The 26,869-nt window shown below is 50.6% G+C and carries 22 protein-coding genes; 13 read left to right on the top strand and 9 right to left on the bottom strand.

What is annotated here, in order from left to right; genetic code table 11:
• Positions 1 to 240: 240 nt before the first annotated feature.
• Positions 241 to 2,256, bottom strand: a complete 2,016-nt coding sequence (locus FD28_RS11820) for a DUF5776 domain-containing protein (RefSeq protein ID WP_157059897.1) — start codon at positions 2,254 to 2,256, stop codon at positions 241 to 243.
• Positions 2,257 to 2,459: 203 nt separating this feature from the next.
• Complete coding sequence (locus FD28_RS11825) at positions 2,460 to 5,243, bottom strand: MMPL family transporter (RefSeq protein WP_057735245.1); 2,784 nt, start codon at positions 5,241 to 5,243, stop codon at positions 2,460 to 2,462.
• A 202-nt stretch (positions 5,244 to 5,445) separates the two neighbouring features.
• Here FD28_RS11825 and FD28_RS11830 point away from each other — a divergent pair, with 202 nt between their 5' ends.
• Positions 5,446 to 5,682 carry a hypothetical protein gene (locus FD28_RS11830; protein WP_057735246.1) on the top strand — a complete coding sequence of 79 codons (237 nt, stop codon included), beginning with the start codon at positions 5,446 to 5,448 and terminating at the stop codon, positions 5,680 to 5,682.
• A gap of 138 nt (positions 5,683 to 5,820) precedes the next feature.
• Positions 5,821 to 6,798 carry a linear amide C-N hydrolase gene (locus FD28_RS11835; protein WP_057735247.1) on the top strand — a complete coding sequence of 326 codons (978 nt, stop codon included), beginning with the start codon at positions 5,821 to 5,823 and terminating at the stop codon, positions 6,796 to 6,798.
• Positions 6,799 to 6,889: 91 nt separating this feature from the next.
• Here FD28_RS11835 and FD28_RS11840 read toward each other — a convergent pair whose 3' ends face one another.
• Complete coding sequence (locus tag FD28_RS11840) at positions 6,890 to 7,882, bottom strand: YdcF family protein (protein WP_057735248.1); 993 nt, start codon at positions 7,880 to 7,882, stop codon at positions 6,890 to 6,892.
• Positions 7,883 to 7,998: 116 nt separating this feature from the next.
• Between FD28_RS11840 and FD28_RS11845 the strand changes: the two genes are divergently transcribed.
• Positions 7,999 to 8,622: a glycoside hydrolase family 73 protein gene (locus FD28_RS11845; RefSeq protein ID WP_057735249.1), complete on the top strand. Its 624-nt coding sequence runs from the start codon at positions 7,999 to 8,001 to the stop codon at positions 8,620 to 8,622.
• Between the two features lie 126 nt (positions 8,623 to 8,748).
• On the opposite strand, the gene FD28_RS11850 is transcribed toward FD28_RS11845, so the two are convergent.
• A complete protein-coding gene (locus tag FD28_RS11850) occupies positions 8,749 to 10,068 on the bottom strand; it encodes a serine hydrolase domain-containing protein (protein ID WP_057735279.1) in 1,320 nt (439 codons plus the stop codon).
• Between the two features lie 238 nt (positions 10,069 to 10,306).
• On the opposite strand from FD28_RS11850, the gene FD28_RS11855 reads away from it, so the two are divergent.
• The 3 genes from FD28_RS11855 to FD28_RS11865 all read left to right on the top strand — a co-directional run bounded on the left by FD28_RS11855 (position 10,307) and on the right by FD28_RS11865 (position 12,960).
• Positions 10,307 to 11,083 carry a TerC family protein gene (locus tag FD28_RS11855; RefSeq protein WP_057735250.1) on the top strand — a complete coding sequence of 259 codons (777 nt, stop codon included), beginning with the start codon at positions 10,307 to 10,309 and terminating at the stop codon, positions 11,081 to 11,083.
• A gap of 362 nt (positions 11,084 to 11,445) precedes the next feature.
• A complete protein-coding gene (locus FD28_RS11860; RefSeq protein WP_057735251.1) occupies positions 11,446 to 12,312 on the top strand; it encodes an NAD(P)-dependent oxidoreductase in 867 nt (288 codons plus the stop codon).
• A 222-nt stretch (positions 12,313 to 12,534) separates the two neighbouring features.
• The gene (locus FD28_RS11865) at positions 12,535 to 12,960 is read left to right on the top strand and encodes a hypothetical protein (protein WP_057735252.1); all 426 of its coding nucleotides are present in this window, start codon (positions 12,535 to 12,537) and stop codon (positions 12,958 to 12,960) included.
• A 617-nt stretch (positions 12,961 to 13,577) separates the two neighbouring features.
• Here FD28_RS11865 and FD28_RS11870 read toward each other — a convergent pair.
• From FD28_RS11870 to trpX, 4 genes are read right to left on the bottom strand one after another with little or no spacing between them, the layout of a single operon-like run.
• Positions 13,578 to 14,009, bottom strand: coding sequence for a GNAT family N-acetyltransferase (locus tag FD28_RS11870; RefSeq protein WP_057735253.1), 432 nt, complete (start codon positions 14,007 to 14,009; stop codon positions 13,578 to 13,580).
• Between the two features lie 10 nt (positions 14,010 to 14,019).
• Positions 14,020 to 14,790: an ABC transporter ATP-binding protein gene (locus FD28_RS11875; RefSeq protein ID WP_057735254.1), complete on the bottom strand. Its 771-nt coding sequence runs from the start codon at positions 14,788 to 14,790 to the stop codon at positions 14,020 to 14,022.
• Positions 14,783 to 15,682: an ABC transporter permease gene (locus FD28_RS11880; protein ID WP_057735255.1), complete on the bottom strand. Its 900-nt coding sequence runs from the start codon at positions 15,680 to 15,682 to the stop codon at positions 14,783 to 14,785. The genes FD28_RS11875 and FD28_RS11880 overlap by 8 nt, the downstream gene beginning before the upstream one ends.
• Positions 15,682 to 16,677 carry a tryptophan ABC transporter substrate-binding protein gene (gene trpX, locus FD28_RS11885; RefSeq protein WP_057735256.1) on the bottom strand — a complete coding sequence of 332 codons (996 nt, stop codon included), beginning with the start codon at positions 16,675 to 16,677 and terminating at the stop codon, positions 15,682 to 15,684. The genes FD28_RS11880 and trpX overlap by 1 nt, the downstream gene beginning before the upstream one ends.
• Positions 16,678 to 17,731: 1,054 nt before the next feature.
• On the opposite strand from trpX, the gene FD28_RS11895 reads away from it, so the two are divergent.
• The 7 genes from FD28_RS11895 (at position 17,732) to FD28_RS11925 (ending at position 26,254) form a co-directional block, all read left to right on the top strand.
• A complete protein-coding gene (locus FD28_RS11895) occupies positions 17,732 to 18,625 on the top strand; it encodes a DegV family protein (RefSeq protein WP_057735258.1) in 894 nt (297 codons plus the stop codon).
• Between the two features lie 595 nt (positions 18,626 to 19,220).
• Positions 19,221 to 20,192, top strand: coding sequence for an ABC transporter substrate-binding protein (locus FD28_RS11900; RefSeq protein WP_057735259.1), 972 nt, complete (start codon positions 19,221 to 19,223; stop codon positions 20,190 to 20,192).
• Positions 20,193 to 20,213: 21 nt separating this feature from the next.
• Positions 20,214 to 21,182 carry an ABC transporter permease gene (locus FD28_RS11905; RefSeq protein ID WP_057735260.1) on the top strand — a complete coding sequence of 323 codons (969 nt, stop codon included), beginning with the start codon at positions 20,214 to 20,216 and terminating at the stop codon, positions 21,180 to 21,182.
• Complete coding sequence (locus FD28_RS11910; RefSeq protein WP_057735261.1) at positions 21,112 to 21,882, top strand: ABC transporter ATP-binding protein; 771 nt, start codon at positions 21,112 to 21,114, stop codon at positions 21,880 to 21,882. Before FD28_RS11905 ends, FD28_RS11910 begins: the two co-directional genes overlap by 71 nt.
• Before the next feature lie 1,001 nt (positions 21,883 to 22,883).
• On the top strand, positions 22,884 to 24,221 hold the full coding sequence (locus tag FD28_RS11915) for an APC family permease (RefSeq protein WP_057735262.1): 1,338 nt from the start codon (positions 22,884 to 22,886) through the stop codon (positions 24,219 to 24,221).
• A 114-nt stretch (positions 24,222 to 24,335) separates the two neighbouring features.
• Positions 24,336 to 25,124 (top strand): cyclase family protein, encoded by a 789-nt coding sequence (locus tag FD28_RS11920; protein ID WP_057735263.1) that lies wholly within the window; start codon positions 24,336 to 24,338, stop codon positions 25,122 to 25,124.
• A gap of 20 nt (positions 25,125 to 25,144) precedes the next feature.
• Positions 25,145 to 26,254: a 5-methyltetrahydropteroyltriglutamate--homocysteine S-methyltransferase gene (locus FD28_RS11925; protein WP_057735264.1), complete on the top strand. Its 1,110-nt coding sequence runs from the start codon at positions 25,145 to 25,147 to the stop codon at positions 26,252 to 26,254.
• Positions 26,255 to 26,596: 342 nt separating this feature from the next.
• Here the strand turns inward: FD28_RS11925 and FD28_RS11930 are convergent, their stop codons facing one another.
• A complete protein-coding gene (locus tag FD28_RS11930) occupies positions 26,597 to 26,782 on the bottom strand; it encodes a CPBP family intramembrane glutamic endopeptidase (protein WP_057735265.1) in 186 nt (61 codons plus the stop codon).
• Positions 26,783 to 26,869 lie beyond the last annotated feature (87 nt).

Below are 26,869 nucleotides of genomic sequence, written 5' to 3' on the forward strand. Positions count from 1 at the left end.
CGGCTACACTGGTGGTTAACTGTGACATTGTCTGGGACATTACTGAGAAGACAATGGCGCCAAGTTATGGGGAATACGCTACTTGGTGAACGGCAAGACGGTATCTTTTGCAGTGTGTTCATGGCCGACTTCTTCTCTAAGGGGTTAAAACTTTTGATTAGACACAGAAAAAGCCTTCGCAATTATGCGCAGGCTTTTTAATTGCTGGAATTTAAGATACTGGGCTCGGTGTTAGGACACTTATTTTTTAATAATTAAAGTCTTGTTGGCCGTTATCCAAGTCCCATTGCTTAACTGCAACCGAGTGGTCAGGTGATGTGATTTGATCCGCTTGATCTTTAACGCGGTTCCTCGGCGGTAATGTTTGACCACTTTTCCATTCAGCTTAATGTTGTGATAGGCGTTGATTCCCTTGGGATTGATGACCTGAATCTTCTTGGGATTCACCTGGTAATACGTGTTGACCACAAACTTGGTATTGCCCGTTAAGTAACCAATCTTGCCATCAGACTTGCTGTGATGGTTGACGTCTCGCACCCGATAACGCAATAGCCCGGATTTTGAATGGGCATACCCGATAACGACAAACTGCGGCCGCTTGGTACGGGATTGCTTGGCGTACATGTACTTAGTGGAGTGCCGACTGAAAGTGGCGGTTTTATGCAGCTTCACCTTCTGGATGGCATACACGGCCTGGCCTTTTTTAACAGCCGGGGCTGTCGGCTTCTGGTAATCGGTCGACGAAACGTGATTGGCTTCCGAAGAGGGGGTCGACGACGTAGCAGGATCGGTGTGACCACCGTTAGCCCCGTTGGAAGAACTGCCCTCTGATTCGTGAGAGATGGGGATGTCGATGGTGTTGCCGTAGTGAGTAGTAAGGCCGCCGCTCCCTGCGGCATTATAATCAGTCCGCATTGTAATTGAGCTGGCTTTTTGAGGAATGTTGCTGACAGTAACACCATCCGAATTGGCCTTTGCTGTAATGTCATCGGGAGTAACATGGGTGCCTGCATTTTTATTCAACATGGGGAGCATTCCATAGATCATGTCAACTGATGCTTGCGCATGTTCTCCGCGTGTTATTTTTCCGCTGGAATCAAATATTCCTATCCTGTCCCACAAATGCTCCTCAATATTACGTGTATTGGATAGATAATCATTCAGATAGTCAGTTAATTGAGGCGTAGTCACGTTCGTTGGAGTGCCATTAGCAATAGCTTCGAGAGTAAGCCCCGCGTTATCAACAGGTGTAGTGAGAGCATCTTCAAATGTATTTTCCCCTGAAGTTAGGTGGTAAACGCTGCGACTATTAATTGTGTCGAACATATTGTTATAACTTGTACCTTTAGGGGATAGGGGGGTTGAAGGCATGTTATCTAGCCCTTCCATGTCCAAATAGGTTAAGTTCAATGTGCCGTCCTTAGAAACAATTAATTTATGAGTGGGTTGACCTTCAGCGGCACCAAATTGATTACTTGCCAAAAACAAGTTATGAAATGGAACGTCACTGTCGTCAGAGTCACCACTGAATTTAAGTGCATCCAGAGTCTTGAAATCATGAATGTAATTAGAGTCTAAATTTAATTTATCGACCGAAACATTCGTTAAGTCAGTCATGAGTGCTTCAAAAGTGTCTTGGGTAATACCATCACCATCAAAGTTAAGATACAGGCCAGTGGTATCAACATCATTAGCTTTGTCAGAAAGAAAGCCAGCCTTAGGATCAGTTAATTTCAGGACTTTAGAATTAAAATTGTCTCCTTGATCGTTGAGTGTGATGGACATTAATCTATTTTTTAAGGCGGCCATTCCCGTCCAATCATTAATTAAATAGGGATTGTCCGCTTGGTTATCAACTGGGTAGATGAATAGTCGGACTTTGTCGTGAGTGAAATCGTCGGAATCAGTTAATTTTTGAGTAATATCAACATTTAATGATTTGGCGACTGAATTTTGTAAAACCTTGTCTTTGAAGATAACGTTAATCGGTTCATTGAGATCTACAGGTTGTTTGATTTGGTCTTCAAATTCACCTTCTGTTTGGTCGTTGGTGGGGATTGTAGATTTGGACATATTAGTCGGGTTCTCTAATTCATCGCGCGTTGTGGCATTCACGCTTAAATCAGTTTGTGCAATTCCCATAGAAAAACCAATCCCCAGCAAGGTTGAGAAAAGAATTAATTTTGATAAGAGTCTGTGCTGCTTATGCTTTGACATCATAATAAGCCCCTCACTTAAAATAATAATAATCTTCACTTTTTAATTCTACCACTTTGTCAATTTAATAAGCTGTTTAGTTTATAAAGGATATCAAAGCTGTTTCTATTCGCCCAATTTAGCTCATTTTAACGTACTAACGCACACCAAAAGCTGGGACGAGGTCGTTATCTCATTTTCAATCTTTCAGTTAGACACAGAAAAAGCCTTCGCAATTACGCGAAGGCTTTTTGAGTCAAAATTTATTTTTTGTCGGTATCCTTAGCAGACCGTGTCGTCTTGGCGACCTTGGTCTTGGACTTGCGGTTGGCCCGCTTGCGTCGATGGAACTGCATCGGCTTTTGTGCCGGCAGAACGACGGAGAGCTTACCGAAGGAAGAAGCCATCAGTGGTAACACGAGGTTAAAGATGATGGCGGTGAGGATCGTGATCAGCGTCACAGCCGTTAACGTCTGTGATTCAGCCGCTAACAAGCCAAGAACCCCTGCAATGATAATAAACAGGGAGTGACGCATGGTCTGACCCACTTCATTGATCCCTGGCAGGAGCCAGTCGAGTAGGGAGCCATCGTTGAGACGGTAGCTCAGCGCCAACTGGGTCAATTCAACCACGGCGAGGACCGTCAGTGGAATGAAGGCCAGCAGTGGCACTTGCCAGTTGAATTCCGTGTTACCGGTCAACCAACCCATGATGAGTAACGTTAACTGGTAACCTGCGGCAGCGGAGGCTAGGAAGGTTAAGAACCAGTAGCCGGCTTGCAATAGGGAACGACTGAACAGCACTAACAGTAACAACGTGATCCCAAAGACTAAGATTAAGACACGTGGTAAGTCGTGTTGGTATTGCGTTTGAATCGTGCTAGCAACTACCGGTTGACCACTGAAGGTTAACGTGGCGTCGCTGAGGACGGTTCCCCGAAGTTGACTCTTGGCAACTTGCTTCAGTTGCGTCAACGTTTGTGTCGTCGTCTTAGCATTTGGTGCTTGCTTCAAGGTAACCGTTAAGTAGGTCGTCTTGACCTTGGCATCCGTGTAGTTTGTCAGTGATTGTTGGAAATCACCGCTGGCAATCTGCGTTGGTGACAGGTAGAGTGACTTAGCAGCTTCGGAACTCTGTAACCCGCTGAGGTACAGGTAAATCTTATTCATGGACGTCTGCATGCTGGCCACTTGTTTCTTAGAGGTCTTCAAACTGTCGCTAACGGCCTTGATGGATTCAGCGTAGTTACTCAAGTTCGAATGAGCGGTCGTGGCATCGGAGCTGACCGTGCCAACGGAAGTGGAAAGGGTCGTCAGATCATTGACGGCGGTATTCAATTCCGAATTGACGGCATTTAATTGATTAATGTACTTGGTGATCCGCTTGGACGTGCTGGTAGTACCAGCAGCCGTTGAACGACTCAAAGCCGCTTGTAGTGACGTCTGAAGCGTACTGCTATCACTCATCAAGGCGTTGGTCTGGTTGGTCAGCTTATTCAGCCGTTTGACTTCTGCCTTAAGGGTGCTTTGCTTCAGGTTGGTACTGTCGGATTGCAGATCGTTTCGAACCGTTCCTAATTGACCAACAATCCCCGTGATGTTTTCATTCAGGGAGCTCAGTTGATTAGACACGTAGTACTGTGTAATGGGTTGACCACCGGGCTGGGTAACGGAAGTGACGGCAGCAACGCCGGGTTGTGCCCGGAGCTTCTTGGTCAGGTTATCCAGTTGGTAGAGTTGATTTTGATTGTCGAGGCGTTGGTTGGTCGAGATGTACAGCGTAATTGGCGTTGCTTTCCCTTGACCAAAGTGCGCGCTTAAAACCCGAGCACCCTGCACGGCTTGATTATTTGGAATGTCTGTGGCGTTGTCATAGTTGAGGTGCGTCCGATCGGCCATAACTACGGGCACAATCAGGTATAAGACTACAGCGATGGCAATCCAAGGTTGCCAGAGACCGAACTTCGTCAGGTGGAACCACAATTTGTGATCCTTAAGACGTGGCCGCGTCTTCTTTGGCCAGAAGAGGCTGGTCCCCAGCATCCCCGTAAAGACAGGAACGAGCGTGACACTGGCAATCCCGGTGATGGCAAAACCAATCCCGAGGAGGCCAAATGCCCGAATGGTGGAGAAGTCGAAGAGCATGAGACTCCCGAAGGCAATCGTCAAACTCAACGTACTAATTAGGATACGATAACCCAGATCGCTAACGACTTTAGACGTCGCTGCCTGGCTGTCGAGACCGTCATCGGTAAGATTACGGAGCTCGCGGAAGAACCAGAAACTCGTCAACAGAGTGAAGAGGCTGATCCCCAGTAACAGGAAGATCGGGGTGTATTCGGAGTAGGCAAAGTTCCAGTGATAAGCCAGGTTAGTGGCCAGGGAGAGCGTCGTAATATAACTAATTAAAATAGCTAAGAAAGTAATGATTGGTGCAATAATCGACGCAAAGAGAATTCCCATGGCAATCAGGGCCACCAGCATCGTCATCAGAATCACCATCAAGGTGAAAGAAGAGATGTGCTCATTGGCCGCATCACTGATGATTTCAGGGCTGGTCACGTACGTGTTTAAGCCCACGGTTGAAATCTGAGACTTTAACTGTGAGGTCATCTGGCGCACAGTGCCTTGATTGTGGCTAACCTCCAGTTGCACAATTTCCGTGGATTTATCCTTGGAAAGCAGCTGGGGCTTGCTGGTTGGTGTGTTGGTCATGGTCGTGATCTTTTGCACACCGTAGTAGTTAGCACGCTTTTGCAATTCGGAGACGGTCTTGTTAACCGAAGCGAGTTGCTTATTGGTGAGGGCACCGTCAGGGTTGTTGAAAACCGCATTGACGGTGTAGGTTCCGTTGAGATTACGTCCCCAATTGTTTTTGAGTTGGGTCGCCTTAACGGGTTGACTCGTATTCGCCAATTGTGGTTGACCATCATATTGAATGATCGTCTTAACATTTGGCAAGGTGACGATGGCCGCGAAGACCACGATTAACCAGAATACGAGTGCAAAAATTCGGTTGTGGTGAAGCTTTCTTATCCGTTCTTGCATATGTAGTCTGAGTCCTCTCTATCTAATCAATTTCCCGCCGTGCAAGCAGGGTGCAGTTCACGTTTAATTTTACCATATTAGGCGGCATTCGGGCCGATTTCAGCTTTATTTAAGAAAGTTTAAGGAACTCTTTCGTTGACTCTAGGTTTAAAGCGGGTAAAGTAGGAGACCGCATACTAACTAAAAGAAAGAACGTGAGAAAATGACGAAGCACCACCAAAGTTATCAAAGCCCCTTTGCAGCGATGTTGACGGGGGAACGTTTCGCCCTGGCGACTCGTCTAGCTGCCCAGTATCATCTTGATGAGAGCCAGGTTATGTTTGCTTACTTACAGATTACGGCTAACGTGGCTGAACCGGGTAAAGCTGTGATGGATCGCCAACGGGAGATTGATCGTCGCTTCCAGGCCTTCCTGGATGACGCGGCCAAGCCGATTTAATTGCGGTTTCGATAGTTTTCCCGTAAACTTAATTAACTAGATTAATCTTGTATGTATGAATGGATTGTGACCATGTAATCCATGCAGTCAGCTCAGGGTAAACCGTGAAACCGACGCTAAAGGAAAGAGGGGATTTGCATGTGTACCAGTATTTTACAGATCGCTAAGGATGGCAGTCACATCCTGGCCCGTACTATGGATTGGCATGCCCTCTACGTTCAGCCGTTGTTTGTGCCACGGCATTATCGCTGGCAGAGTGTCTTTGATAATCAGTGGCACACCAACCGATATGCCATGATTGGCGGAGGTGGCGCGCATCACAACGAAATCGACGTTTCCGATGGCGTGAACGAGATGGGGTTGAGCGTTCAGAAGTTGACGTTTGCCAACGGCTCTCACTTGGTAACGCGACCGACGCCCGGGCAGGTACACCTTGCACCCTATGAATTTTCATTTTATCTGTTGGCAAACTTCGCTTCCGTGGCCGATATCGAGGCCCACATCGACGAGATTCAGCTGATGAGCGGGGCTTATGCGGTCAACGATATTGGTGATTCTGAGTTGCATTTTGCGGTGGTCGATCGGACGGGCCGAACCGTGGTGATTGAGCCGACCCATTTTCCCATGCGCGTACGGGAGAACCCACTGGGGGTTGTGACCAACAGCAAGGACTTTGACTTACAGCTAGCGCGGTTGGGGCAGTACGTCAACTACACCGATGACTTTGAAATGGAGACGGTCCCGCTAAACGCGCCTCGGGTGACCACGGGGCGTTTCTCCGGCAAACCGGTTCCCAGTGGCTCATACACACCTGGTGGGCGGTTCGTGCGGGCCGCTTACTACAAGGAACGGGCCGATCTTCCCGCTGATGAGCAAGCGGGCATCGTCAGTGCGTGGCATCTCCTGGATAGCGTCGCGGTACCTAAGAGTCACCAGTATCGTCCCACGTATTCTGTTTACCGTGCGGCGACCTGCAGTGAGTCCTTGACCTACTATTTTCAGCCCTACAACCGGCTGGATATAGTGCAACTCAAGCTGACGCCGGAAATGCTGGCGTGGACGACGCCTAAATTTTACCAGGTGGCTAACCAGCTCAGGGTGACGCCCTTAAATTAAGGGCAGAGAATAAAACTGGCATTTTCAGAACTTTGAGATTTCTGAAAATGCCAGCTTTTTTGAGTGATGAACGGGCGTGCTGAAGAGTCAGTCAGCCTTGAACCAGGAGCCACAATAAGTTGGTGGCGACCAGCCCAATCAAGACCCCACGGTGTAGCCGGGGATGCAGCATGATAATGGCGAGAAATTCACGCGCCCAACCGACTAAAATGTACCCCGGTCGGGTTGGCGCTGGATAGCCACCAGCGTGAATACCCAGATGGTGGGCCAGGAGTCGCGTGCGGAAAAGATGATAGCCGTTGGTGATCACCACCACGCGACCCCCTTGATGGGGCAATCGCCACCAGATTTTTTGACTGTTAATCAAGTTGGTTCGGGTGTTGGTGGCGGCTGTTTCCTGAATAATCTGATCCGCCGGGTAGCCCCGTTGTTTAAGGTAGGCGGCCATGGCGGCGGCCTCGCTCAGCGTCTCATCGGCGCCTTGGCCGCCCGTAACCAGCAGCGTGACGGGATGATTCTGACGCCGGGCAAAGGCCAGTGCCGTGTCCAGGCGGGCACCGAGGACGCGCCCAATCTGATCGCCGTTTAACAGGCCGGCGCCCAGCACCACGAGGGTGTCCGCGTGGCGGGCCCGCTGGCAGATGACCCGCAGGTAACCGATGGCACTGGCACCGAACAGGAGACCTAGGTAGAGGCTGAATGCGGGGATGAAGGTTAACCAGGGCCAAATGGTGTCATTGAAGTGACCGTGACCCACGGCGTAGATCCAGGCGACGCCGAGAAAGACCCAGATCCAGATACCGCCCACCAGTCCCCAGGTCAGCCGCTCACGCTTCCGGACGACCAGGCTGGGGGCGCCGATGATGAGAAAGAGCGTGAACAACCCCCACAGTGCGATGAAGCCGATGATCCCCCGGCCAACCGTGGCGAGATAGGGCGCCCACGGTCGCTGTGATAGTGTGGCAAATAGGGTAATCAGGCCCCCGCTAAGAATGGTGACCACCGCACTGAATAGACCGTGGGGGTCCCAGATGGTTAGTAAAATGACTAGACAAATCAGAACTGCACTGGCACTGAGCAGCATGGCAATCTCCTTTCTGATAAAAGTTTAAGTTTTGTTGAGGCTTTTGATAATTAATTCTATCTAAAGAAAAACTCGTTATAATTGAGAACATTATAACCGAGATTGGAGGAATCCGGGTGCCAAAACGTCGAAGAATGCAAAGAAAAGCGACCCATAATCCTGCGACTGCCACCTGGATCTTTGTCATGGTCCTGTTAGTATTGGGTGGCGGGCTGTTAGTTCGCGGTAAAATCAAGACGGAGATTCAGTCCCAACGCGTGACACAAACAGCCAACAGCTCTACGGACAACGAGACGGCCGCACAAAAGAAATTTATTACGAAAATGGCTAAGCCAGCGGTGCGGGTCTACCAACAAAACGGGCAGGTCCTCCCGAGTATCGTGATTGCGCAGGCGATCTTGGAGTCGAGTTGGGGGACTTCCCAACTTTTCTTGCAGGCCAACAATCCGTTTGGGGTGAAGGGCAGCTACAATGGCCAGTCGAAATCTTTCCTGACGAATGAATATGTCAACAATAAGAAAATTTCGGTTCACGCTAATTTTCGGGATTACCCGAACCTGACGGCGGCCATCCTTGATCACGATGCGTTGCTCAAACGCAGTTACTTCAAGCAAACGGTGACGGATTACAAGACGGCGGCCAAGCTCCTCCAGAGCAACGGTTACGCCACCGATCCCAGTTATGCTAAGAAGCTCACCAATTTAATCGCCACCTATAATTTAAATCAATATGACACCTAAACGCAAACGAGGCAACACCGGCAATTGAGCTGGTGCTGCCTCGTTTTTTTTGTAACTGTCTGCGTGTTTGCCTAACGCTAGTGAATGACGCGACGTTGGCGGTAAGGTGAGCCTACCCATGCATCGTTAGTTTTCGTTATAGTAACGCGCGAGGTCGTAGAGTGTCTTGGCTAAACTGTCCATCGCCTTAGTGGGCGCCTGGTTAGCGAAGAGGATGACCCCAGATTTGTTGCCCTCTGATCCGTAGAGCACGGTTTCGTAGCCCGCACCACTGAGCGTTCCTCTGACCCGCTTGATACTGCCACTATAGTGGTACAAGCCGCCACCATAACTTAACTTGTAATCATTGGCCAGATCGTAATACTGATTGGTCGTGAGAATCTTACCATTACGTAAGCCTCGTTGGATCGCATAGTAGTCCGAAGGTGTCGAGTAGTAGTTGCCGGCACCTAAGAGTGAGGAAACTAACTTCTGTGACGCATTGTTAGGATTGTTACTCTTGCCGTTGACGTAGCTATAGCCGTTCGCAATGGATCCGCTCTTAGGCAGATTGTCCCAGACAAACGTGTGCTTGAGTTTGAGCGGGGCGATAATCCGCTTTTGCACCAACTGATCGTAGGTTTGACCCGTGACCTTAGACGCGATCCCGGCCAGGAGCGTGTAGTTAGCATTGGTGTAGTTAAAGCTCCCACTATTGCCAACCTTGAGCTGATTGAGCGTGTAGTTGATTTCAGCGGATTGCGTTGAGAGCAGGGTGTTAGGCGTCGATTCGGACATATCAATTCCGGAGCGTTGGTTCAACAACTGCCGTAGCGTAATCTTACTGCTGTTCTTGACCCCCGGATAGTAACGACTGAGTTTATTGTTCAGTGACAACTTTCCTTGGCCAGCTAATTGTTCGATGATTGCCCCAGTCATGACCTTCTGTAAGGAGGCAATGGGGTAAATCGTATTGGCTGAGTTTCGTGTTTTAGTTGCCGCATCGGCGTAACCGACGTTGACGTAGCTGGCGCCGGACGTGTAGTTGTTAAATAACATGGCGCGTCCTTGAAAATGCGCATTGTTCAGGAGCACCTTCGCATTTTGACTCCGGCTGAAGGTCTCTAAGGCTTTGACATCAACCCAACCAATGGTCTTGCCGTACCAAGAGAACTTGGCAAACTGTGCCCCATTTGACAGCGTGGCGACCTGGCTAACCTTGACGAAGCGGTGTTGCCAATTCTTACCGCTAGCGTCACGGGTCTTCGCCGACCGCTGGGTGTAGTAGGGTGCGTAATAGTAAATACCGTCGTTACGACGACTTTGATTCACAAAACGTGCGTTGTAGCTGGTGTTCTTGGTGCTCGTGATGCCCAAGTAACTGCTAGCATCGGCAGAGACCGTGGTGAAGCTGCCAGCAAACGCACAAGCGAGAGTTACCCCCAAAATTGTCACAAGTTTCTTCAAAATCATCATCCATTCCCTTAAAGTCGGTTCCAGTTTCTCAAAAGCCAGTTTCATATTAACGCGGCTTAGTTACATTTTCAATCATTTATTTGGTGAACGGATTAAGTGGCCACAACGCATCCGCTAATTAGTTGCGGGGCACATTAGATGAATCAGTCGCAAGTTAAGGGGGAGTGTGGTAAACTTATTCAGATAAAAATAGATTGATCATTGCTAAATTAAGGAGCTGAAGACACCGTTGTTACATTTTCTAGGCCAACTCTATGGGCCTTTCTTTGATCTTCACAATTGGGAAACCGTGATTACCTCGGGTAATGACTGGCTGATTATCTTTTCACTGGTGCTGATTGAGTGCCTGTTGTCCGTGGATAATGCCGTGGTTCTCGCCGCACAGACGCAGTCGCTGCCAACTCGGAAACAACAAGAAGAATCCCTATTTTACGGTATTTGGGGAGCGTACATCTTCCGGTTCATCATCATTGGACTGGGAACCTACCTCATCAATTTCTGGGAAATCAAAGTCATCGGGGCCCTCTACCTGGTCTTTCTGGTGTTTCAGTACTTTACCAAAACGCGAGTTAAACATACGCGTAAGTTAGTTAAAGATAAAAAGAAACGGTTCTTACCGTTGTTTTGGTCCGTGGTCTTGCAGATTGAAATGATGGATATCATCTTCTCCGTGGATTCCGTCTTGGCTTCGCTGGCGATTTCCAACAACCCAGTCATCGTCTTGATTGGGGGATTGATTGGGATTCTGGCCATGCGGGGTGTTGCCGAAGTGATTATGAAACTCATGCGGCGGATTCCGGAATTGGAGCCCATGGCCTACATTCTGATCGGTTTGATTGCCGTGAAGCTGTTCGTGTCGATTCCGGCGATTGATATTGAAATCCCGGCAACGTTGTTTGGGATTATCGTGATTGGCGCGATTATCGTCACGCTGGTGATCCACGTGATTCGTAAACGCCGGCAACCGCAGAAAAAACAGGGACGATCGGAAAAGCCTGCCGAGTAAGGCAACCTGGTATCAACTATGTTTATTGGCTGGCCAACAGGTCCTTATAGGTGCTCAGATTTGAGCCTATTCATTAAATAATTAAACGAACGAGGGTGGCCAAAGGTCAGCCTCGTTTTTGGTCATCGCTTACGAGCATTCTAGTCCGAGGAAAAATGGCAGGTTGAACAGGACCGTTCACTTATTACTAACGAAATTTGCGTGAATTCAGTCTCACTTATTTTTCAAAATCCGCCGATAGTTAGTTTAAGCGTGAATTAATTAAGCGTTTGCGCGATATCTACGAGCGGCGTGGCCAAACGCACCCCGTTCTTGAACGGACGTGGTACCATAGAGGACAAATGGATCGGGAGGTAACGCTTATGCAGATTGGATTTATTGGCACGGGTGTCATGGGAACCGGGATTGTTCTGAACTTGTTGAAGGCGGGCCAGTCCGTGGTCGTCTACAACCGGACCAAGGCGCATGCTCAGAAGGTGCTAGATGCAGGGGCAACTTGGGCAGATACTCCGCAAGTCGTGGCGCAACAGGCACCGTTAGTGATGACCATGGTCGGGTATCCCAGCGATGTGGAAGCCGTGTATACCGGCGAAAATGGCATCTTTGCGGGCATTCAGGCAGGCAGCATTGTGGTAGACATGACCACGAGTACACCGGCGCTGGCCGTTAAATTGACGGCGTTGGCCCACGACCATGACGTGCAGGCACTGGATGCGCCGGTCTCCGGTGGGGATGTCGGCGCTCAGAATGCCACGCTAACCGTCATGGTTGGTGGTGACCGGGCCGCTTATGATCGCGTGTTGCCCGTCTTTCAACAGATTGGCCAACGCGTTAATTACTTTGGTACGGCCGGCAAAGGGCAACACACCAAAATGGCCAATCAAATCATGATTGCCGGGACCATGACGGGGCTAACGGAGATGCTGGTCTACGCCAAGGCGGCGGACTTAGACTTGCCGCAGGTTTTGACCACGCTAAGTAGTGGTGGTGCCGACAACTGGAGCATGGATAACTACGTGCCACGAATCCTGAAGGGCGACTACACGCCGGGATTCTTTGCCAAGCACTTCCTCAAGGATTTACGGATTGCCCTGCAGGAGGCCGATCGCATGCACCTGGACTTGCCGGCAACCAAGCAGGCTAAGCTCCTCTATGAGGCCATGGTCGATGACTTTGGCCTGGGCAACGACGGGACACAGGGTTTGATTAAGACTTACGAGCAGGATTAAAACGATATTATGGATGGGCTGGCAGTAGTCAGCTCATTTTTTAACGACTAAATTAAAATCCGGCGAATGGGTCAATTGTGTTGTTAATTCACCAGGTAAGCAGTATCTTAAAAGTAAGCGATCAGAGGAGAAACAGTGACGCCATACTTGAGTGGTGTGAGGTTCATGCCAGTATCCGCAATTTAGCCGATCTTGAAATGATCGTGGAGGAGACGTTATCAGATGGTCAAAACATACCTGCGGGGGCTGTTTCCCTTCGCCTTTATTTTTTTCATTCACAACCTAAATACGCAAACGGGGGCGTGGACCTTAGCGTTCTCCTGGTGGAACCTCTACCTGGTCCTGAGCTATGTGATTTTCTTCCCACTGCTGTATGGTCAGTCCCGACAGCATATGGACCAATCGGGCGACATGGGCAAGAAGCTCAGTCAACCACGAGAAAATGCGGAACAGGAGTCTCTGCGGATTGGTTCTAACTACGGCAATACGGGACACTTTGGGTTTGCCCGCATCGGGGATACCAGTGGCAAGGAGAACGGGGTCGAACGGTGGGGGATCAGCCTGGTTCTGCGGCTGTTCCTGATCCTGGCCGGGCCCTTTGTCTGGGGCTACCTGTGGTTGAAACAGCGACGACTATTGAAAAAATGAGTAAATGAAAAGCGTTCAGTGACGGCCTTATCAGGCTTCACTGAACGCTTTTTTGATTCGAAATTAGTAGCAACATTCCGGAGTCACAGACGCTGAATCTCGGCAGCGTTAGCGAAAGATGCCGCCTTACCGTTCGCCAAATTTGGACTGGAACGCGGTGGGCAGGACGGTCCGAGCCACAGAGCGGTCTCGAACCTCGCTTTGAACCGACAGTCCACGTTTCAAAGTCGCCATTTTCCAAGAGGACCACTTGGAAAATCCCACGGCTGAGTCCAAATTTGACTCACTCACGGCTATACCTGAGGTTGTCAGTCATTGCAGCTCAACTACGACATTCCAGCGATGATCCGAGAAACAAAATAGCTAAAATCTGTCATAACCGGAGGAGGCCAGAGATGGAGGCAGCCGTGACAACGGTGTTAGCCGATTTTCGGCTTACAGCGTGGGACGCGTTTGGAGACCGGCGATCTTTGCCGGGCTTCAAACCGAGCCGGAGGACCGTTCCTCAGGCCGCAGGCGGTCCCCACAGCAGCCGGAATCTCTGGCAGCCGCAGGTGAATTGCATATCTGACTTAACCGGTCTAAACCTTGTTGGCGGTAACCCAGAGTGTCAAGGATTAGAGAACCTTATGCAACACTACCACTGGTGCACCGTCTTCATCAAATGGCCCGTCAGCAATGCTGTAACCGCAGTGCTCATAGAACCCCTGAGCACTGACTTCACCGTGGATAACCCCCGTCGTGTACCCATGATCGCGGGACCAAGTTTCAGCGGCGGACAGCAGGCGACGCCCGAGTCCCTGACCCCGAAGGTCTTGGCGGGTGCAGACGCGACCGAACCGCATTTCCTGTGAGGATTGGGGTTCGAGTCTTAACGTTGCAACTGGGTAAGTGGCGTCTTGATACAGGTTGACGTAGACCCGGTCGGCCGTATCACGATCGTCAAACTCGACATCGCGAGGAATGCCCCGTTCGGTCACGAAGATGGCTTGGCGCAGGGAAAGGGCCGCGGCCCGGTTAAAAGGGGCATTTGAAATCACGAGTTCCATGGGTGTCCTCCTACTCAATCTCAGCGAAGAAACTGTAGAGTTTCTCGGTCGTCAGGGCCTTCTTTTCGGCGCCAGCCACGTCAAAGGTGACCTTACCGTGATGCAGGACAATCAGGCGGTTTCCGTAGGTCAGGGCGTCTTCCAGGTGATGGGTGATCATCAGGCAAGTCAGCTGTTCCTCTTGAACCCGCTCGTTGGTCAAGTGCATGAGGTCCTGACTGGTTTGAGGATCAAGGGCGGCGGTGTGTTCATCCAATAAGAGAATCTCTGGACGCTTGAGGGTGGCCATGAGGAAGCTCAAGGCCTGGCGTTGCCCACCGGAGAGGTTCCCGGTAGCCGTCGTTAATCGCTCGTCCAGGCCGTTATGCATGGTGGCGGTGATTTCTTTATAGCGATCAAGTTGCTTGTTCAGGTGCCGCGGCGCGAGTGTCCGCCGTTGTCCCCGCCGCTCAGCCAGCAGGAGATTTTCCGCTACGTTCATCCGTGGGGCCGTGCCCAACTTGGGATCTTGGAAGACCCGGGCGAGGAAGCGCGTCCGTTTTTCCACGGATTCATGGGAGATATCCTTGCCGTTTAGCAAGATTTGCCCGCTATCAATGCTGAGGTCGCCCCCGATAGCGTTGAAGAGGGTGGATTTACCAGCCCCGTTGGACCCCAACACGGTGATGAAATCCCCGGCGTTGATGGTCAGGTTGAGGTGATCGAGAATCATGATTTCTTCGGGCGTATTGCGATTAACTTTGAGCACGACATTTTTCAATTCGAGTAATGGTTTAGTCATTGGTATCCAACCCCCGTTTCAAAATATGCTTGAAGTTCAACGACTTCTTGAAGACCGGCAGCATCATGCAGAGCGCTAAGATGATGGAGGACAACAGGTTCAGGTCGTTGGCGCTGAAACCGAGTTTGAGGACGATCAGCAGGACGAACCGGTAGAGAATACTCCCGAGGGTCACCGCGACCAGCCGTTGATTCAACGTCAGGTCCCCGAAGGCCACTTCACCAATGATGATGGAGGCCAGGGCAATCACGATGATCCCGATCCCCATGTTCACGTCGGCATAGCCGTTGTTTTGGGCAACCAAGGCGCCACCAAAGGCAATCAAGCCGTTGGAAACCATCAGGCCCATAATTTTCATGTTGTCGGTGTTGATTCCGAGTGAACGGGCCATGGTTTGGTTATCACCGGTGGCGATGAAGCCTTGCCCCAGTTGTGTTTGCAGGAAGTAAATCACGATTCCCGTAATCACAACCATAACGAGCGTGCCGAGAAAGACACTGTCGAAGTATTGGGGCAGGGAAGCCAGAAAGTGATTCTTGAATAGCGTGGATTTACCCAGCAGAGAGACGTTGGCCCGACCCATGATCCGCAGGTTAACGGAGTAGCATGCGGTCATGACCAAGATCCCAGCTAGCAATATGGGAATGTGCCCCTTGGTGTAGAGCAGCCCGGTAATCAGGCCGGCGATGGCGCCGATGGCAAAGGCCAGTAAGGTGGCCAGTAAGGGATTCATCCCGTTACTGATGGCCGCGACAGCCGTGGCCGCACCTAGTGGAAAGGTGCCTTCAACGGTCATGTCGGCAAAATCTAGAATTCTAAAGGTGAGGAACAACCCCACACCCAGGACGGCCCAGAGGAGACCTTGTCCAATTGCAGATACGAATAAACTCATTAGCGGTATACCTCCCCGTGTTGTTTGGCTTCTTTAATGACCGAGTCGGGTAAGGTGATCCCCAACTGCTTGGCCGTTTTTAGATTAATCGTCATTTCACCCTTGCGAACAAAGTGAATTGGCGTGTCGGCGGGTTTCTTCCCCTTAAGGATGGCCGCAGTCATCTTCCCGGTGGTAACCCCCAATTGGTACTGATTAATACTCAACGTGGCCAGTCCACCGGCCTTAACCATGGTATCCACGGCTGGGAAGACGGGCACCTTTTTGGCCGTTGCGGTGGCGACCAGCGTTTGCATGGCACTGGCAACGGTGTTATCGGTTGGCACGTAAACGGCATCGACCTGGCTGACCATTTCCTGGCTGACCTGGTTGAGGTCGTTGGTGTTGGCGATGGAGTAGGCTTTGAGTCGCACGTGTTCCTTCTTGCAGAGCGCCGCAAATTGGTGGTACTGTGCGGTGGCCGAGTCGTCGGATGACGTGTAGATAATGCCCAAAGTCTTCATATTAGGCATGATCTTTTGAATCAATTTGAGCTGTGAAGCCAGTGGTGCTTGGTCGGAGACCCCGGTGACGTTGTTGCCGGGGTGCGTGTTACTCTTGACCAGGTGAGCCCCCTTGGGATCGGTGATGGCCCCGAGGACAATGGGCGTGGATGAACTGGCGTTAGCCAAGGCCTGGGCAGCTGGCGTGGCAATCCCGATCATGGCGTTGGCATCTTCGTTGACGAAGCGCGCGCTCATGGTCTTCAGATTACTCTGGTCGTTCTCGGCGTTTTGAAAATCAATCTTGATGTTCTTATTCACGTGGTAACCTTCCTCGGCAAGACCGTGGATGATCCCCTTGTGAATGGCATCCAGTGCCGGGTGGGAGAGCAGTTGTAAAATTCCCACGGTCGGCACTTCTTTGGTTTGTGCGGCTTCCTTGTGACTTTCACTGACGAAAGCGAAGCCTAGAAAAATCACGAGGATAGCGATGAGTCCATATAGTCGTTTCATGGTGCAATCAACCTCAATTCTCTAAAATAAATGCGGGTGACAATAAATATGATAACTTCATTGAAAAATGGGACGTTAGCCACTGTCTATACTGCCAGAGACGGGATAGGCGTCAAAGGGATTTGCGTAGGGGGTGGCAAAATTCGAGAGCCGGTCGGTATGTAGAAAAAAATGGGCACCCAGTCCGGCTGGGTGCCCATGAAAAAGGCCCGCAATACCGGATAGAAGACATCCGTGCGGGCCATTGCATCAGAAAGTTAGCCGGCGCAGATGCGAGAATCGCTCTGGGAGCTCAAGTCGCATCTACAGTGATGACGACTTGATTACCGGCTTTGCCAACGTCCATTAAGTTGAATACGAGACATTTGCATATAACTTTCCTTCCTTCCGTTTTTCGAATAAATTTAGTGTACGGCATTGCTGAAAAACCGTCAACCATATTTTTCACTTTTTTGGTATACTGGAGTTTAACCGTTCGGAAAAATTGGGTTTCCGTTGGTCGATTGTTGGTGAGGTCGTTGGCGCTCACCTGCGGCTGTCAGAGATTCCGGCTGCTGTGGGGACCGCCTGCGGCCTGAGAAGCGGTCCTCCGGCTCGGTTTGAAGCCTGTCAAAAACCGGCAGTCTCCAAACGCGTCCCACGCTGTAAGCCGAAAACCTCGGCTAACACCGTTGTCACGGCTGCCTCCATCTCTGACCGCCTCCGGTTAGACTGGTTGTGAGCCACCGTATTGATGTGACCATCACTGAAATTCTGCATCCTAGGTGATTGACAACCTCTTGCGTAGCCGTGAGTGAGTCCAATTTGAGCTCAGCCGTGGGATTTTCCAAACAGTCTGTTTGGAAAATGGCGACTTTGAGATGATGATTTTTTCGGCTCAAAGCGAGGGCGGAGACCGCTCCTTCAGGCTCCGACCGTCCTGCCCACCGCGTTCCAGTTCAAATTGAGCGAACGGTAAGGCGGCAGATTTGAGCAAGGCTGCCATGTTCCGACCGACTTAAAAGCAGATTACAACTAAAATAATAGATGAAACAAACCTCAGGGAGGTTGCCAAATGACGAAAATTGCAGTTATGACGGATACTTCAGCGGGCATTGACTTTGTTGAGGCCGAGCAGCGGCACATCACGCTGTTACCGGCCCCCATCATGTTCGGCAACCGCCAATATCATGAATATCAAGACCTATCCACGGCGGATTATTACCGGTTGATGCGCCTGGCCAAGACGAAGAAAGTTGTGCCCACGGCGCCGCAACTCTCCATGAAGACGATTCAAGCCGCCTGTGATGACCTGGTCAAGCAAGGGTATACCGATGTCATTGTTGTGGGTCCCTCACTGGGAATCTCGGGGTTCGTGAACACACTGGCAGCCTTTGCGGAGAGCATTGACGCCATTCACGTGTGGCCGTGGGATTCACGGGGAATCTTGACGGTAATGGGCGATCAGGTGCGCTTGGCGGCGGAGCTGGTTAATCGGGGAGCAACGGTGCAGGGCGTCTTTGAACAGATGACTGCATTGCGCCAGACCATTCACAGCATTTTTGTGGTGGACTCGATCAAGCCCTTACTGAAGACGGGGGAAGTTAACCCGAGTCATGGGCCAGGGAGCACGCCCCTGCACGCCGGCAAGCCCATCTTGTCATTTGAGCCGTCCGGGAAAATGCGTTACGCCGGAAGTACCTTGCGGTGGCGTGGGGCGCGGGGAGATTTCTTAGATGATCTCGCCGATGACCTTGCGGCGACCGTGCCCGTGAAGGCAACGATTTTAAATGCGGACCAGCCTGAGGCCACGCAACGCTGGTTGGCGGCGGCGCAGGAACGTTTTCCTACGGTGAAGTTTGACGTGGCTCTGATTGGCCCCAGCTTTGGCGTCCATGTGGGCGATGGGGCAATGGGGATGGCTTGGTCCCAGGATTTTCAGAGCCTGATCCCGAGTAATGAGAAATAGATTAGAAATTTAGGGTTGACACCATGATTCTTTAATGGTTTACTAGTAAATGTAAATTGATAAATGAAAGGAACTTCACTCATGAAGCAAAATAACCTCACTCATTTGAATAGCCAATTTGCCTTTAGCTTTTTCTTTAGATAGCGTTTGTATTCATCTTGTTGGATACGAACGCGCCGCACAACTGCGTTTGTATCTATCGAATAGCTAAAGTTTTTCAACATGACTTTAAGCACCAGATAGGTACGGGTACAATCTATCTGGAGAAAATATTATCGGGCCCGATAACACCAGGTAGATTCTACTCAGAATCTACCTGGTGTTTTTTTGTTTAAATCGTGAGCTAAAGCGTGGGTACCTGATTTAGCAAACGTGTTTCAGTCGTTGCCCGTCATGGACGCATGGGGGCGGCAACCGAAGCGTTAAACAGCCGTCACGTTGTTACAATCTGTGGGCTTGCCTGCTGGTGTCATCAGGAGGCAAAAGAATCATTTAATCAAAAATCCAAACGAATTCAGCGCATCAGTTACACCTATAAAATTTAACGACAAAGCGGTCAGTGTTACTGACCAAACCTACCTGGAGGGAATCGATTATGAAAAAATTATTACTGACGAGTGTTGCACTATTGGGATTAGGGTTAACGTTGGCGGGCTGCTCCAGCAAGTCCTCAGCTAGTAACAAGAGTACCTTAAACGTGGGGATCTTGCAGGTCGTCCAACACGGCTCACTGGATGAGGCACGGCAAGGATTCAAGGCCGGCCTGAACCATGAACTGAAGGCCCACAACAAATCCGTGAATGTGAAATATCACTACTTAAATGCGCAGGGTGATCAATCTAACCTGAACACGATGAGCCAACGACTGGTTCAACAGAAGAATGATTTATTGCTAGGGATTGCGACGCCAGCCGCTCAGGCCTTGGCAAAGAAGACCACGACCACGCCAACCATGGTAACGGCCGTGACGGATCTCAAGTCTGCTGGGTTGGTCAAGGCCAACAGCAAGCCTGCAACCAACGTCAGTGGGACCAGTGATTTAACGCCGGTCGGTTTGCAATTAAAGTTGCTGGCTAGCATGAGCAAGGGCAATAAGCCGTTGGGAATCATGTACAACTCCTCGGAAGAAAACTCCGTCCTACAAGTGAAGTTAGCCAAGGCCTACGCTAAGAAGCACAACATCAGTTTGAAAGTCGTTAGCGCTACCAGCACCAATGATGTCTCAAGTGTCCTGGCCGGCTTGGAAGGCAAGATATCAGGGCTGTACCTGCCAACGGATAACCTGATGGCCAGTGCGATGAAGACGATTGGCCAGAAAGCCAAGACCGCTAAGCTTCCCGTTGTGACCGGTTCAATTGAAATGGCACAAGATGGTGGGACCGCTACTTACGGTATCAACTACTACGACTTGGGTAAGCAAACCGGGAAGATGGCTTACGACGTTTTGGAAAATAACAAGAAGCCACAAAGCATGGCCGTTCAAACATCCAAGAAGCTTCACATGTACATTAACAAGGCCAATGCCAAGGCAATTGGCTTAAAGACGAGTCAGATTCAAGAACCGTAGAAAGAAAGAGGGAGAATAGTTATGTTAATCACTAGTATCGGTCAGGGCCTCCTGTGGGCGCCACTCGCTATCGGCGTATTCATTACCTTTCGCATTTTAGATATTCCCGATTTGACCACGGAGGGAAGCTTCCCACTGGGGGCGGCCGTGACGGTCAGCGCCATGGTCAGCGGTCAATCCGCACTGGTCGCCAGTCTGCTGGGCTTCCTAGCCGGTTGTATTGCGGGCTGGGTCACCGGGGTATTGGATACCAAGCTTCGGATGCCCTCCCTGCTCGCTGGGATTCTCACGATGACGGGGTTGTACTCAATCAACATGCACGTGATGGGCAAATCCAACGTGCCCCTGTTGGATCAAAAAGTTTTGACCAGCTACTTACCTGCTGGCTGGTCCCTTGATTTACAAACGATCATCGTGGGTGCCGTGATCACGGGTATCGTGATGGTCGCACTGATTTGGCTGTTCAAGACGCGGCTGGGGTTATCCCTGATGGCTACGGGAAATAATTCGGCCATGAGTGCTGCCAACGGGATCTACACTGACCGAATGGTGATTATTGGTTACATGGTGTCAAACGGCTGTATCGCGTTGTCCGGCGCCCTGATTGCGCAGAGCAACGGTTACGCGGATATCGGGATGGGCATTGGAACCATCGTGATTGGGTTAGCCTCCGTGCTGGTAGGGGAAATCTTCCTGCGCGGCCGGCAAATGTGGGTGCGTCTCACGGCCATGGTCGTGGGAGCCATCATCTACCGCTTCCTACTGACGATTGCTATGGGCTTAGGCTTCCCAGTCGATGACCTCAAGATCCTGTCCGCAGGTATCTTAGTCGTCGTGATCTGCCTGCCACTCTTACGAAACAAATACCAAACGAAACAACAACTGAAACGTTACCTCAAACAGATTGGAGTCGATTCGAATGCCACAACCAACAGCAGTCTTAAGCGTCAAGCACCTTCAGAAGGTCTTCTTTCCCGGGACAGCAAATGAGCGCCACGTCTTAAAGGACGTCAGTCTCACGATTGAACCCGGCGATTTCGTTGCCGTGATTGGGAACAACGGGGCGGGAAAGTCTACGCTACTGAACACGATTGCTGGGACGTTGCCGGCAGATGCGGGCGAATTAACGTTAGCGGGACACAAGATTACCCGCAAACCCATCGCCTACCGGTCGCGGTGGTTATCACGGGTCTTCCAAGACCCCAAGATGGGCACGGCGGGCGAACTCAGTGTGGCGGAGAACCTAACCTTGGCGGCGCAACACACCGGGAGTATGAGCCTGAAGCGTTACCGCCATCACGGTCAAACGGCGGCTTACCAAGAATTACTGCGGCCGTTAAACATGGGACTGGAAAACCGGCTGACGACGCAAGTGAAATACTTGTCGGGTGGGCAACGGCAGGCCTTGTCCCTGTTAATGGCGACCCTGAGTCAACCGGAGTTACTCCTACTGGATGAACACACGGCAGCCCTGGATCCCCAGACCAGTCAAAAGGTGATGGACTTAACCCAGACCATCGTAGAGCAGAACCATTTAACCACGATGATGATCACCCACAAGATGAGTGATGCCCTAAAGTATGGCAACCGCCTAGTCATGGTGCAGGACGGGCAGATCAAGCTGGATGTCCGTGATGAAGAGAAGCAGAACCTCCGGCAAGAGGAACTGTTGAGTCTATTTTCGGAATAGATAGGGTAGTTTTGGCCGTCACCTGCGGCTGCCAGAGATTCCGGCTGCTGTGGGGACCGCCTGCGGCCTGGGAAGCGGTCCTCCGGCTCGGTTTGAAGCCCGGTAGAGTTCACCGGTCTCCAAACACGTCCCACGCTGTAAGCCGCTGCCCGGCTAACACCGTCGTCACGGCTGCCTCCATCTCTGGCCGCCTTCGGTTAACGATTGTTGCTAGCGACTCTATTGCGGCGAACAGCACGGAATGACTGTCTTGATCCTGCGCGATAGGCAACTGGTCATGTAGCCGTGAGTGAAAGCAATTAGCGCTCGGCCGAGGTCAGAGACCATTTCTTCAGGCCCTAGTCGTCCTGCCCACCGCGCTCCAGTTCAAAGTAGGTGAGCGGTGAGGCGGTAGGTTTGCACAATAGGACCTAAAGTTTAGTTGCTTGTCGGGGCGATAGTAGTGGGCTACACACGAAATAGCTTGCAATTTTTATTTGAATTAGAAAATGATGTGAATTTAGTCTTGACAATGAGATCGATACTCATTATTATCTAATGTATTGAGTCGCTGCGCAGCGACTTTCAAAAATAAATTGAAAATGTCGCGAGAAGAAGAGTAGCCATTAAATTTCTTTCTAAGAGAGCCCCCGATGGTGTGAACGGGCAAAGAGACACGTGGTGAAGATGAGCTTCGAAATGACCGGTACTAGTGCAAGCTTGTACTGCGGAAGGATCCGTTACCATCCCTGGTATCATAGTGTACTGTTGAGGCATCAAGTGATTGATGCGAACCAAGGGTGGTAAAGCGATAATTCGCCCCTTAATCGTTGTGTTGAACAACGTTTAGGGGGCGAATTTTTTTGTCGTCAGCGATGGAAAAATTTACCGCTTTCAGTCACAACGCCGACAGTGGTGACTAACTGCAGTGGTCATCATGGTTGGCAGGCAATTTTTAAAGAGAATTGATTCAGGGCTAGCGTTAGCCAGCGTCAAAAAAATTTGCATAAGAAGATGACATTATGGAGAGTACCAGTTCAGCGTTAAAAGTGAGTTTGTCTACCAAGGATTTAGTGATTTACGGCGTGACCTTTATGATTCCCGTGGCGCCGTTGGCCTTTTACGGGTCGTTTCTTACCCCGGCTAATGGAATGGTGTCGTTAGCCTACCTGGTGGGGATGATTGCCATGCTGTTTACGGGATTTAGCTACGCGACGATGGCCGGTAGTTATCCCTTCTCCGGTTCCGTTTATACTTACGTCCAGCAGGGAACGACTGCTGGGCTGGGATTCATCAGTGGCTGGGGCATTGTGCTCGATTACCTCTTGATTCCCACGATTACTTATCTCATCACGCAGTCGTTTGGTAAGTCCCTGATTCCGGGCATTCCGGGGTGGGTGTGGATTGTGGCCCTAGTCTTGTTCAACACCGTCATTAATATTTTAGGGGTCAATATCGTGACGAAGATCAGTTGGGCTTTGATTGCCCTGCAGGCCTTTGTCCTACTGGCTTTCGTGGTGGGGACGATCACCGCATTGATCCAGGGGACCATTCATCCCAACGTGGTGGCCTTCTACAATCCCGCTCACTTTAACTTTCAAGGGGTCTTGCAGGCAACGGGAATCGTGATTGTCAGCTACCTCGGATTCGACGCGGTGAGCACCTTATCGGAGGAAGCGGAGAATCCTTACCATTCCGTGGGACGCGCTATTATCCTTTCCATCGTCAGCATTGGCTTACTGTTTGTCTTCATTACGGCATTGGCGGGATTCGTTGCACCAGATTATCAAAATCTCAATCCGAACACGGCTTTCTTAGGCATTCTGGACCGCGTGGGCGGGGCTTGGCTGGTTAAATTAGCCGATATTACCATTATCCTGTCATTTGGATTTGCGAGTGGTCAGGAAGGGCAGACCGCCGTTTCCCGGATTCTCTACGCCATGGGACGTGATGGGGTGCTCCCCTCATCACTGGCTAAGCTACACAAACGTTACCAGACACCGGTCGTGGCGATCATTCTGGTGGGACTGGTCTCACTGGTTCTGTCATTGGCACTGTCACAAGATATGGTGTCTAACCTGGTCAGCTTCGGTGCCCTGTTTGGCTTCATGGTGTTGAACTTGTCCGTCATTTGGAAGTTCTACATTACCGGTAAACACAGCACGGTTGGTGATTTTCTGAAACATGGTCTGTCGCCGTTGATTGGCTTTGGCGTGAGTGCGTGGATCTTCTTGAACCTCTCGATTGACGCCAAGTTGGTCGGGGCTTCCTGGCTGGTGATTGGCCTGATCATTCTGATCGTTAAGACCAAGTTTTTCAGCGTTCGCACGCCTAAGCTGGACTTTACGAGTAAGGACTAGAACTTGGCAACGCTAGATGGTGCTGACCGCCTACCGTTCACCAAATCCGGTTCCCATAGCAAACTGACCACTCGGTACCCACAGAAAAATAAATGATTATTGGAGGACTGTTTTATGACAACTAACATTGATAATTCTAAAAAGACCCTTAGCGAACCCGCAACCTCACCCGTGGCACAGGTGGTTGATCAGTTAAAAGCCTATGACTGGGTGGACTTGACCCATACCTTTGGGCCAGATAGTCCGCGGTTCCCGTCATTTGCGAAGCCGGAATTCAAGACCATCTTTACTCACGCGGATGGCTTCTTCGTTAAACAATATACCTTCCCCGGACAATTCGGCACCCACATTGATCCGCCCATTCACTTCGATGCGCATCAGGATCAGTACGTGGAGGACTTGGCTTTAAAACAACTGGTTCTGCCCCTAGTCGTCATCGATCGCTCGGCCGCGGTGGCTAAGAGCGCGGACGCCTCCCTGAGCGTGGCTGACATCAAGGATTGGGAAAAACAACATGGTAAGATTCCGGCTGATTCCTTTGTGGCGTTACGAACCGACTGGGGCAAACGGTGGCCGAGTCAGGATAAGTTTGAAAACCTGGATGCCCAGGGTCAGGCTCATTATCCGGGATGGGATCTCGAAGCCTTAAAGTTTATTTACGAGCAACGGCACGTCACCGCCAACGGCCACGAAACGTTCGATACGGATACGGCGGTGAAGCAGGAGAATGGTTTGGTTGGGGAATACTACGTGTTATCCCACGGCCATTATCAGGTTGAGTTGCTGGATAATTTGGATTTGGTCCCAGCTACGGGTGCTTACATTTTTATTTCGGTGCCCAAGGCAGAAAAGGCACCCGGTTTTCCGGTACGGGCCTTTGCGGTTGTGCCAAACGTCAAGTAATTGAGAAGGAGGGATGCGTGATGACAGTACCTGAATTGAAATTTCCCTATCACTATGATGTGGTCGGCAGTCTGTTACGGACACCGGCATTGAGACAGGCCTTGGACCAGTTCCAACGCGGTGAGATTGCGGCTGCGGCTTTAAAACAGATCCAGCGCACGGAAACGAAAAAGGTTGTGGATCATGAAGTGGCGCTGGGGTTGAAGGCCGTTACGGATGGCGAGTTTAACCGCAGTTGGTGGCACTTGGACTTTTGGCAGCACCTCACGGGGATCAGTGACCACTTCAAGGAATCCATCTCGTTTGCGGGTGGCGGCAATAAGCTCCATACCGCTCAGTTGGTGGATCGGGTCGCGTTTAATCCCGATCATCCCTTCTTCGCTGATTTTAAATACACGCAATCCTTGGTACCCGCCGGCGTGACCGTGAAGCAGACAATTCCGTCACCAACCTTGCTGTTTGGCGCTAACTGGCACGATGTCTATGCCGACTGGGATGCCTATCTCAGCGACCTGGCACAGGCTTATCGGGAGACCATTCTACATTTTTATGAGTTGGGTAATCGTTACCTTCAGTTGGATGATACCAACTGGGCCTACCTGATCAGTGAGTTGAATGCTACCGAGGACGATCCGGGAGCGCATGCCAACTTTGAGAGTCAGGCACGGGATGCTGTGGCTTTGATTAATACCGTCTTGCAGGATTTACCGGCTGATCTGACCCTCACCACCCACATCTGTCGGGGGAATTTCAACTCGACTTACGTCTTCTCTGGAAGCTATGATGTTGTCGCTAAATACCTGGGACAACTGAAGTATGATGGCTTATTTCTGGAATACGACAGCAAGCGGGCCGGCGGGTTTGAACCACTCGCCGAGATCTGGCACCAGGATGCCCATAAACGGCTCATTCTAGGCCTGGTCACGTCAAAGACGCCAGAACTGGAATCCGTAGAGTCGCTGACGACACGGCTAAATGAGGCGGCGACCCACGTCCCCCTGGCAAACCTGGGATTGTCCACGCAGTGTGGGTTTGCGTCGTCTACGGTGGGCAATCGCCTGACGCAGGAAGAAGAGTGGGCGAAGCTGCAGCGAGTCATTACGGTTGCCAAACAGGTCTGGTCAATTTAGGATGTTAATCACGGAACTCCGCAATTATTTTGGGCGGGGTTCTTTTCGTGTCTTCGTTATTGCACGGCACCTTTCCAGATATGTGGGAGTTAGCTTTCCATTAGCCTAATAATGTTCTATACTGTGACCAGATTCTGAGGTAGCCTTATCGTAGGCGGCTTGAGGGAGTCCGCATTCAAAGTTGAGCGAAGCGTTGGTCACAAGATTTGGGAGTGCTGACAAAGCGCTTTCGTTGGCGTGATCAGAAAACTATCGGGACGCTAACCACGAGAACTAGGAAATCGTGGGGGAGCGGCCGTACATAATAAAAGCCTGAGGCATTTGCCTCAGGCTTTTTGATAGTTAGATTAAGGATAACGCGTTATTCAGGAAGTGAAGCGTCATGTCATAACGAATGTCGCGGAAATGCAGGTAGCTATACCCCAAGACCCACCCGAGGGCGGCGTACATGATTAAAGTCGGGGTGAAACTCGAGACGTGCATGAAGCCAAAGATGATGCCGGACACGAAGATCCCCAGAAAATTCATGAGCTTGGTATTCTTGCTGAAAAAGTAATTCGGCGAGTTTTAAAATCAAGTTAGCCACTGCTTTTAACACAAAATAAAAACACCAAG

The organism is Levilactobacillus hammesii DSM 16381, assembly GCF_001434395.1.
In the GTDB taxonomy this organism is placed as follows: Bacteria; Bacillota; Bacilli; order Lactobacillales; family Lactobacillaceae; genus Levilactobacillus; species Levilactobacillus hammesii.

Bases quoted from the DNA above. Each gene is read 5' to 3' on its own strand.
- FD28_RS11880 (WP_057735255.1), bottom strand. From the start codon at position 15,682: ATGAGTTTATTCGTATCTGCAATTGGACAAGGTCTCCTCTGGGCCGTC.
- FD28_RS11895 (WP_057735258.1), top strand. From the start codon at position 17,732: ATGACGAAAATTGCAGTTATGACGGATACTTCAGCGGGCATTGACTTT.
- FD28_RS11920 (WP_057735263.1), top strand. From the start codon at position 24,336: ATGACAACTAACATTGATAATTCTAAAAAGACCCTTAGCGAACCCGCA.
- FD28_RS11860 (WP_057735251.1), top strand. From the start codon at position 11,446: ATGCAGATTGGATTTATTGGCACGGGTGTCATGGGAACCGGGATTGTT.
- FD28_RS11900 (WP_057735259.1), top strand. From the start codon at position 19,221: ATGAAAAAATTATTACTGACGAGTGTTGCACTATTGGGATTAGGGTTA.
- trpX (WP_057735256.1), bottom strand. From the start codon at position 16,677: ATGAAACGACTATATGGACTCATCGCTATCCTCGTGATTTTTCTAGGC.
- FD28_RS11915 (WP_057735262.1), top strand. From the start codon at position 22,884: ATGGAGAGTACCAGTTCAGCGTTAAAAGTGAGTTTGTCTACCAAGGAT.
- FD28_RS11925 (WP_057735264.1), top strand. From the start codon at position 25,145: ATGACAGTACCTGAATTGAAATTTCCCTATCACTATGATGTGGTCGGC.
- FD28_RS11825 (WP_057735245.1), bottom strand. From the start codon at position 5,243: ATGCAAGAACGGATAAGAAAGCTTCACCACAACCGAATTTTTGCACTC.
- FD28_RS11905 (WP_057735260.1), top strand. From the start codon at position 20,214: ATGTTAATCACTAGTATCGGTCAGGGCCTCCTGTGGGCGCCACTCGCT.
- FD28_RS11870 (WP_057735253.1), bottom strand. From the start codon at position 14,009: ATGGAACTCGTGATTTCAAATGCCCCTTTTAACCGGGCCGCGGCCCTT.
- FD28_RS11835 (WP_057735247.1), top strand. From the start codon at position 5,821: ATGTGTACCAGTATTTTACAGATCGCTAAGGATGGCAGTCACATCCTG.
- FD28_RS11865 (WP_057735252.1), top strand. From the start codon at position 12,535: ATGGTCAAAACATACCTGCGGGGGCTGTTTCCCTTCGCCTTTATTTTT.
- FD28_RS11910 (WP_057735261.1), top strand. From the start codon at position 21,112: ATGCCACAACCAACAGCAGTCTTAAGCGTCAAGCACCTTCAGAAGGTC.
- FD28_RS11930 (WP_057735265.1), bottom strand. From the start codon at position 26,782: ATGAATTTTCTGGGGATCTTCGTGTCCGGCATCATCTTTGGCTTCATG.
- FD28_RS11830 (WP_057735246.1), top strand. From the start codon at position 5,446: ATGACGAAGCACCACCAAAGTTATCAAAGCCCCTTTGCAGCGATGTTG.
- FD28_RS11840 (WP_057735248.1), bottom strand. From the start codon at position 7,882: ATGCTGCTCAGTGCCAGTGCAGTTCTGATTTGTCTAGTCATTTTACTA.
- FD28_RS11875 (WP_057735254.1), bottom strand. From the start codon at position 14,790: ATGACTAAACCATTACTCGAATTGAAAAATGTCGTGCTCAAAGTTAAT.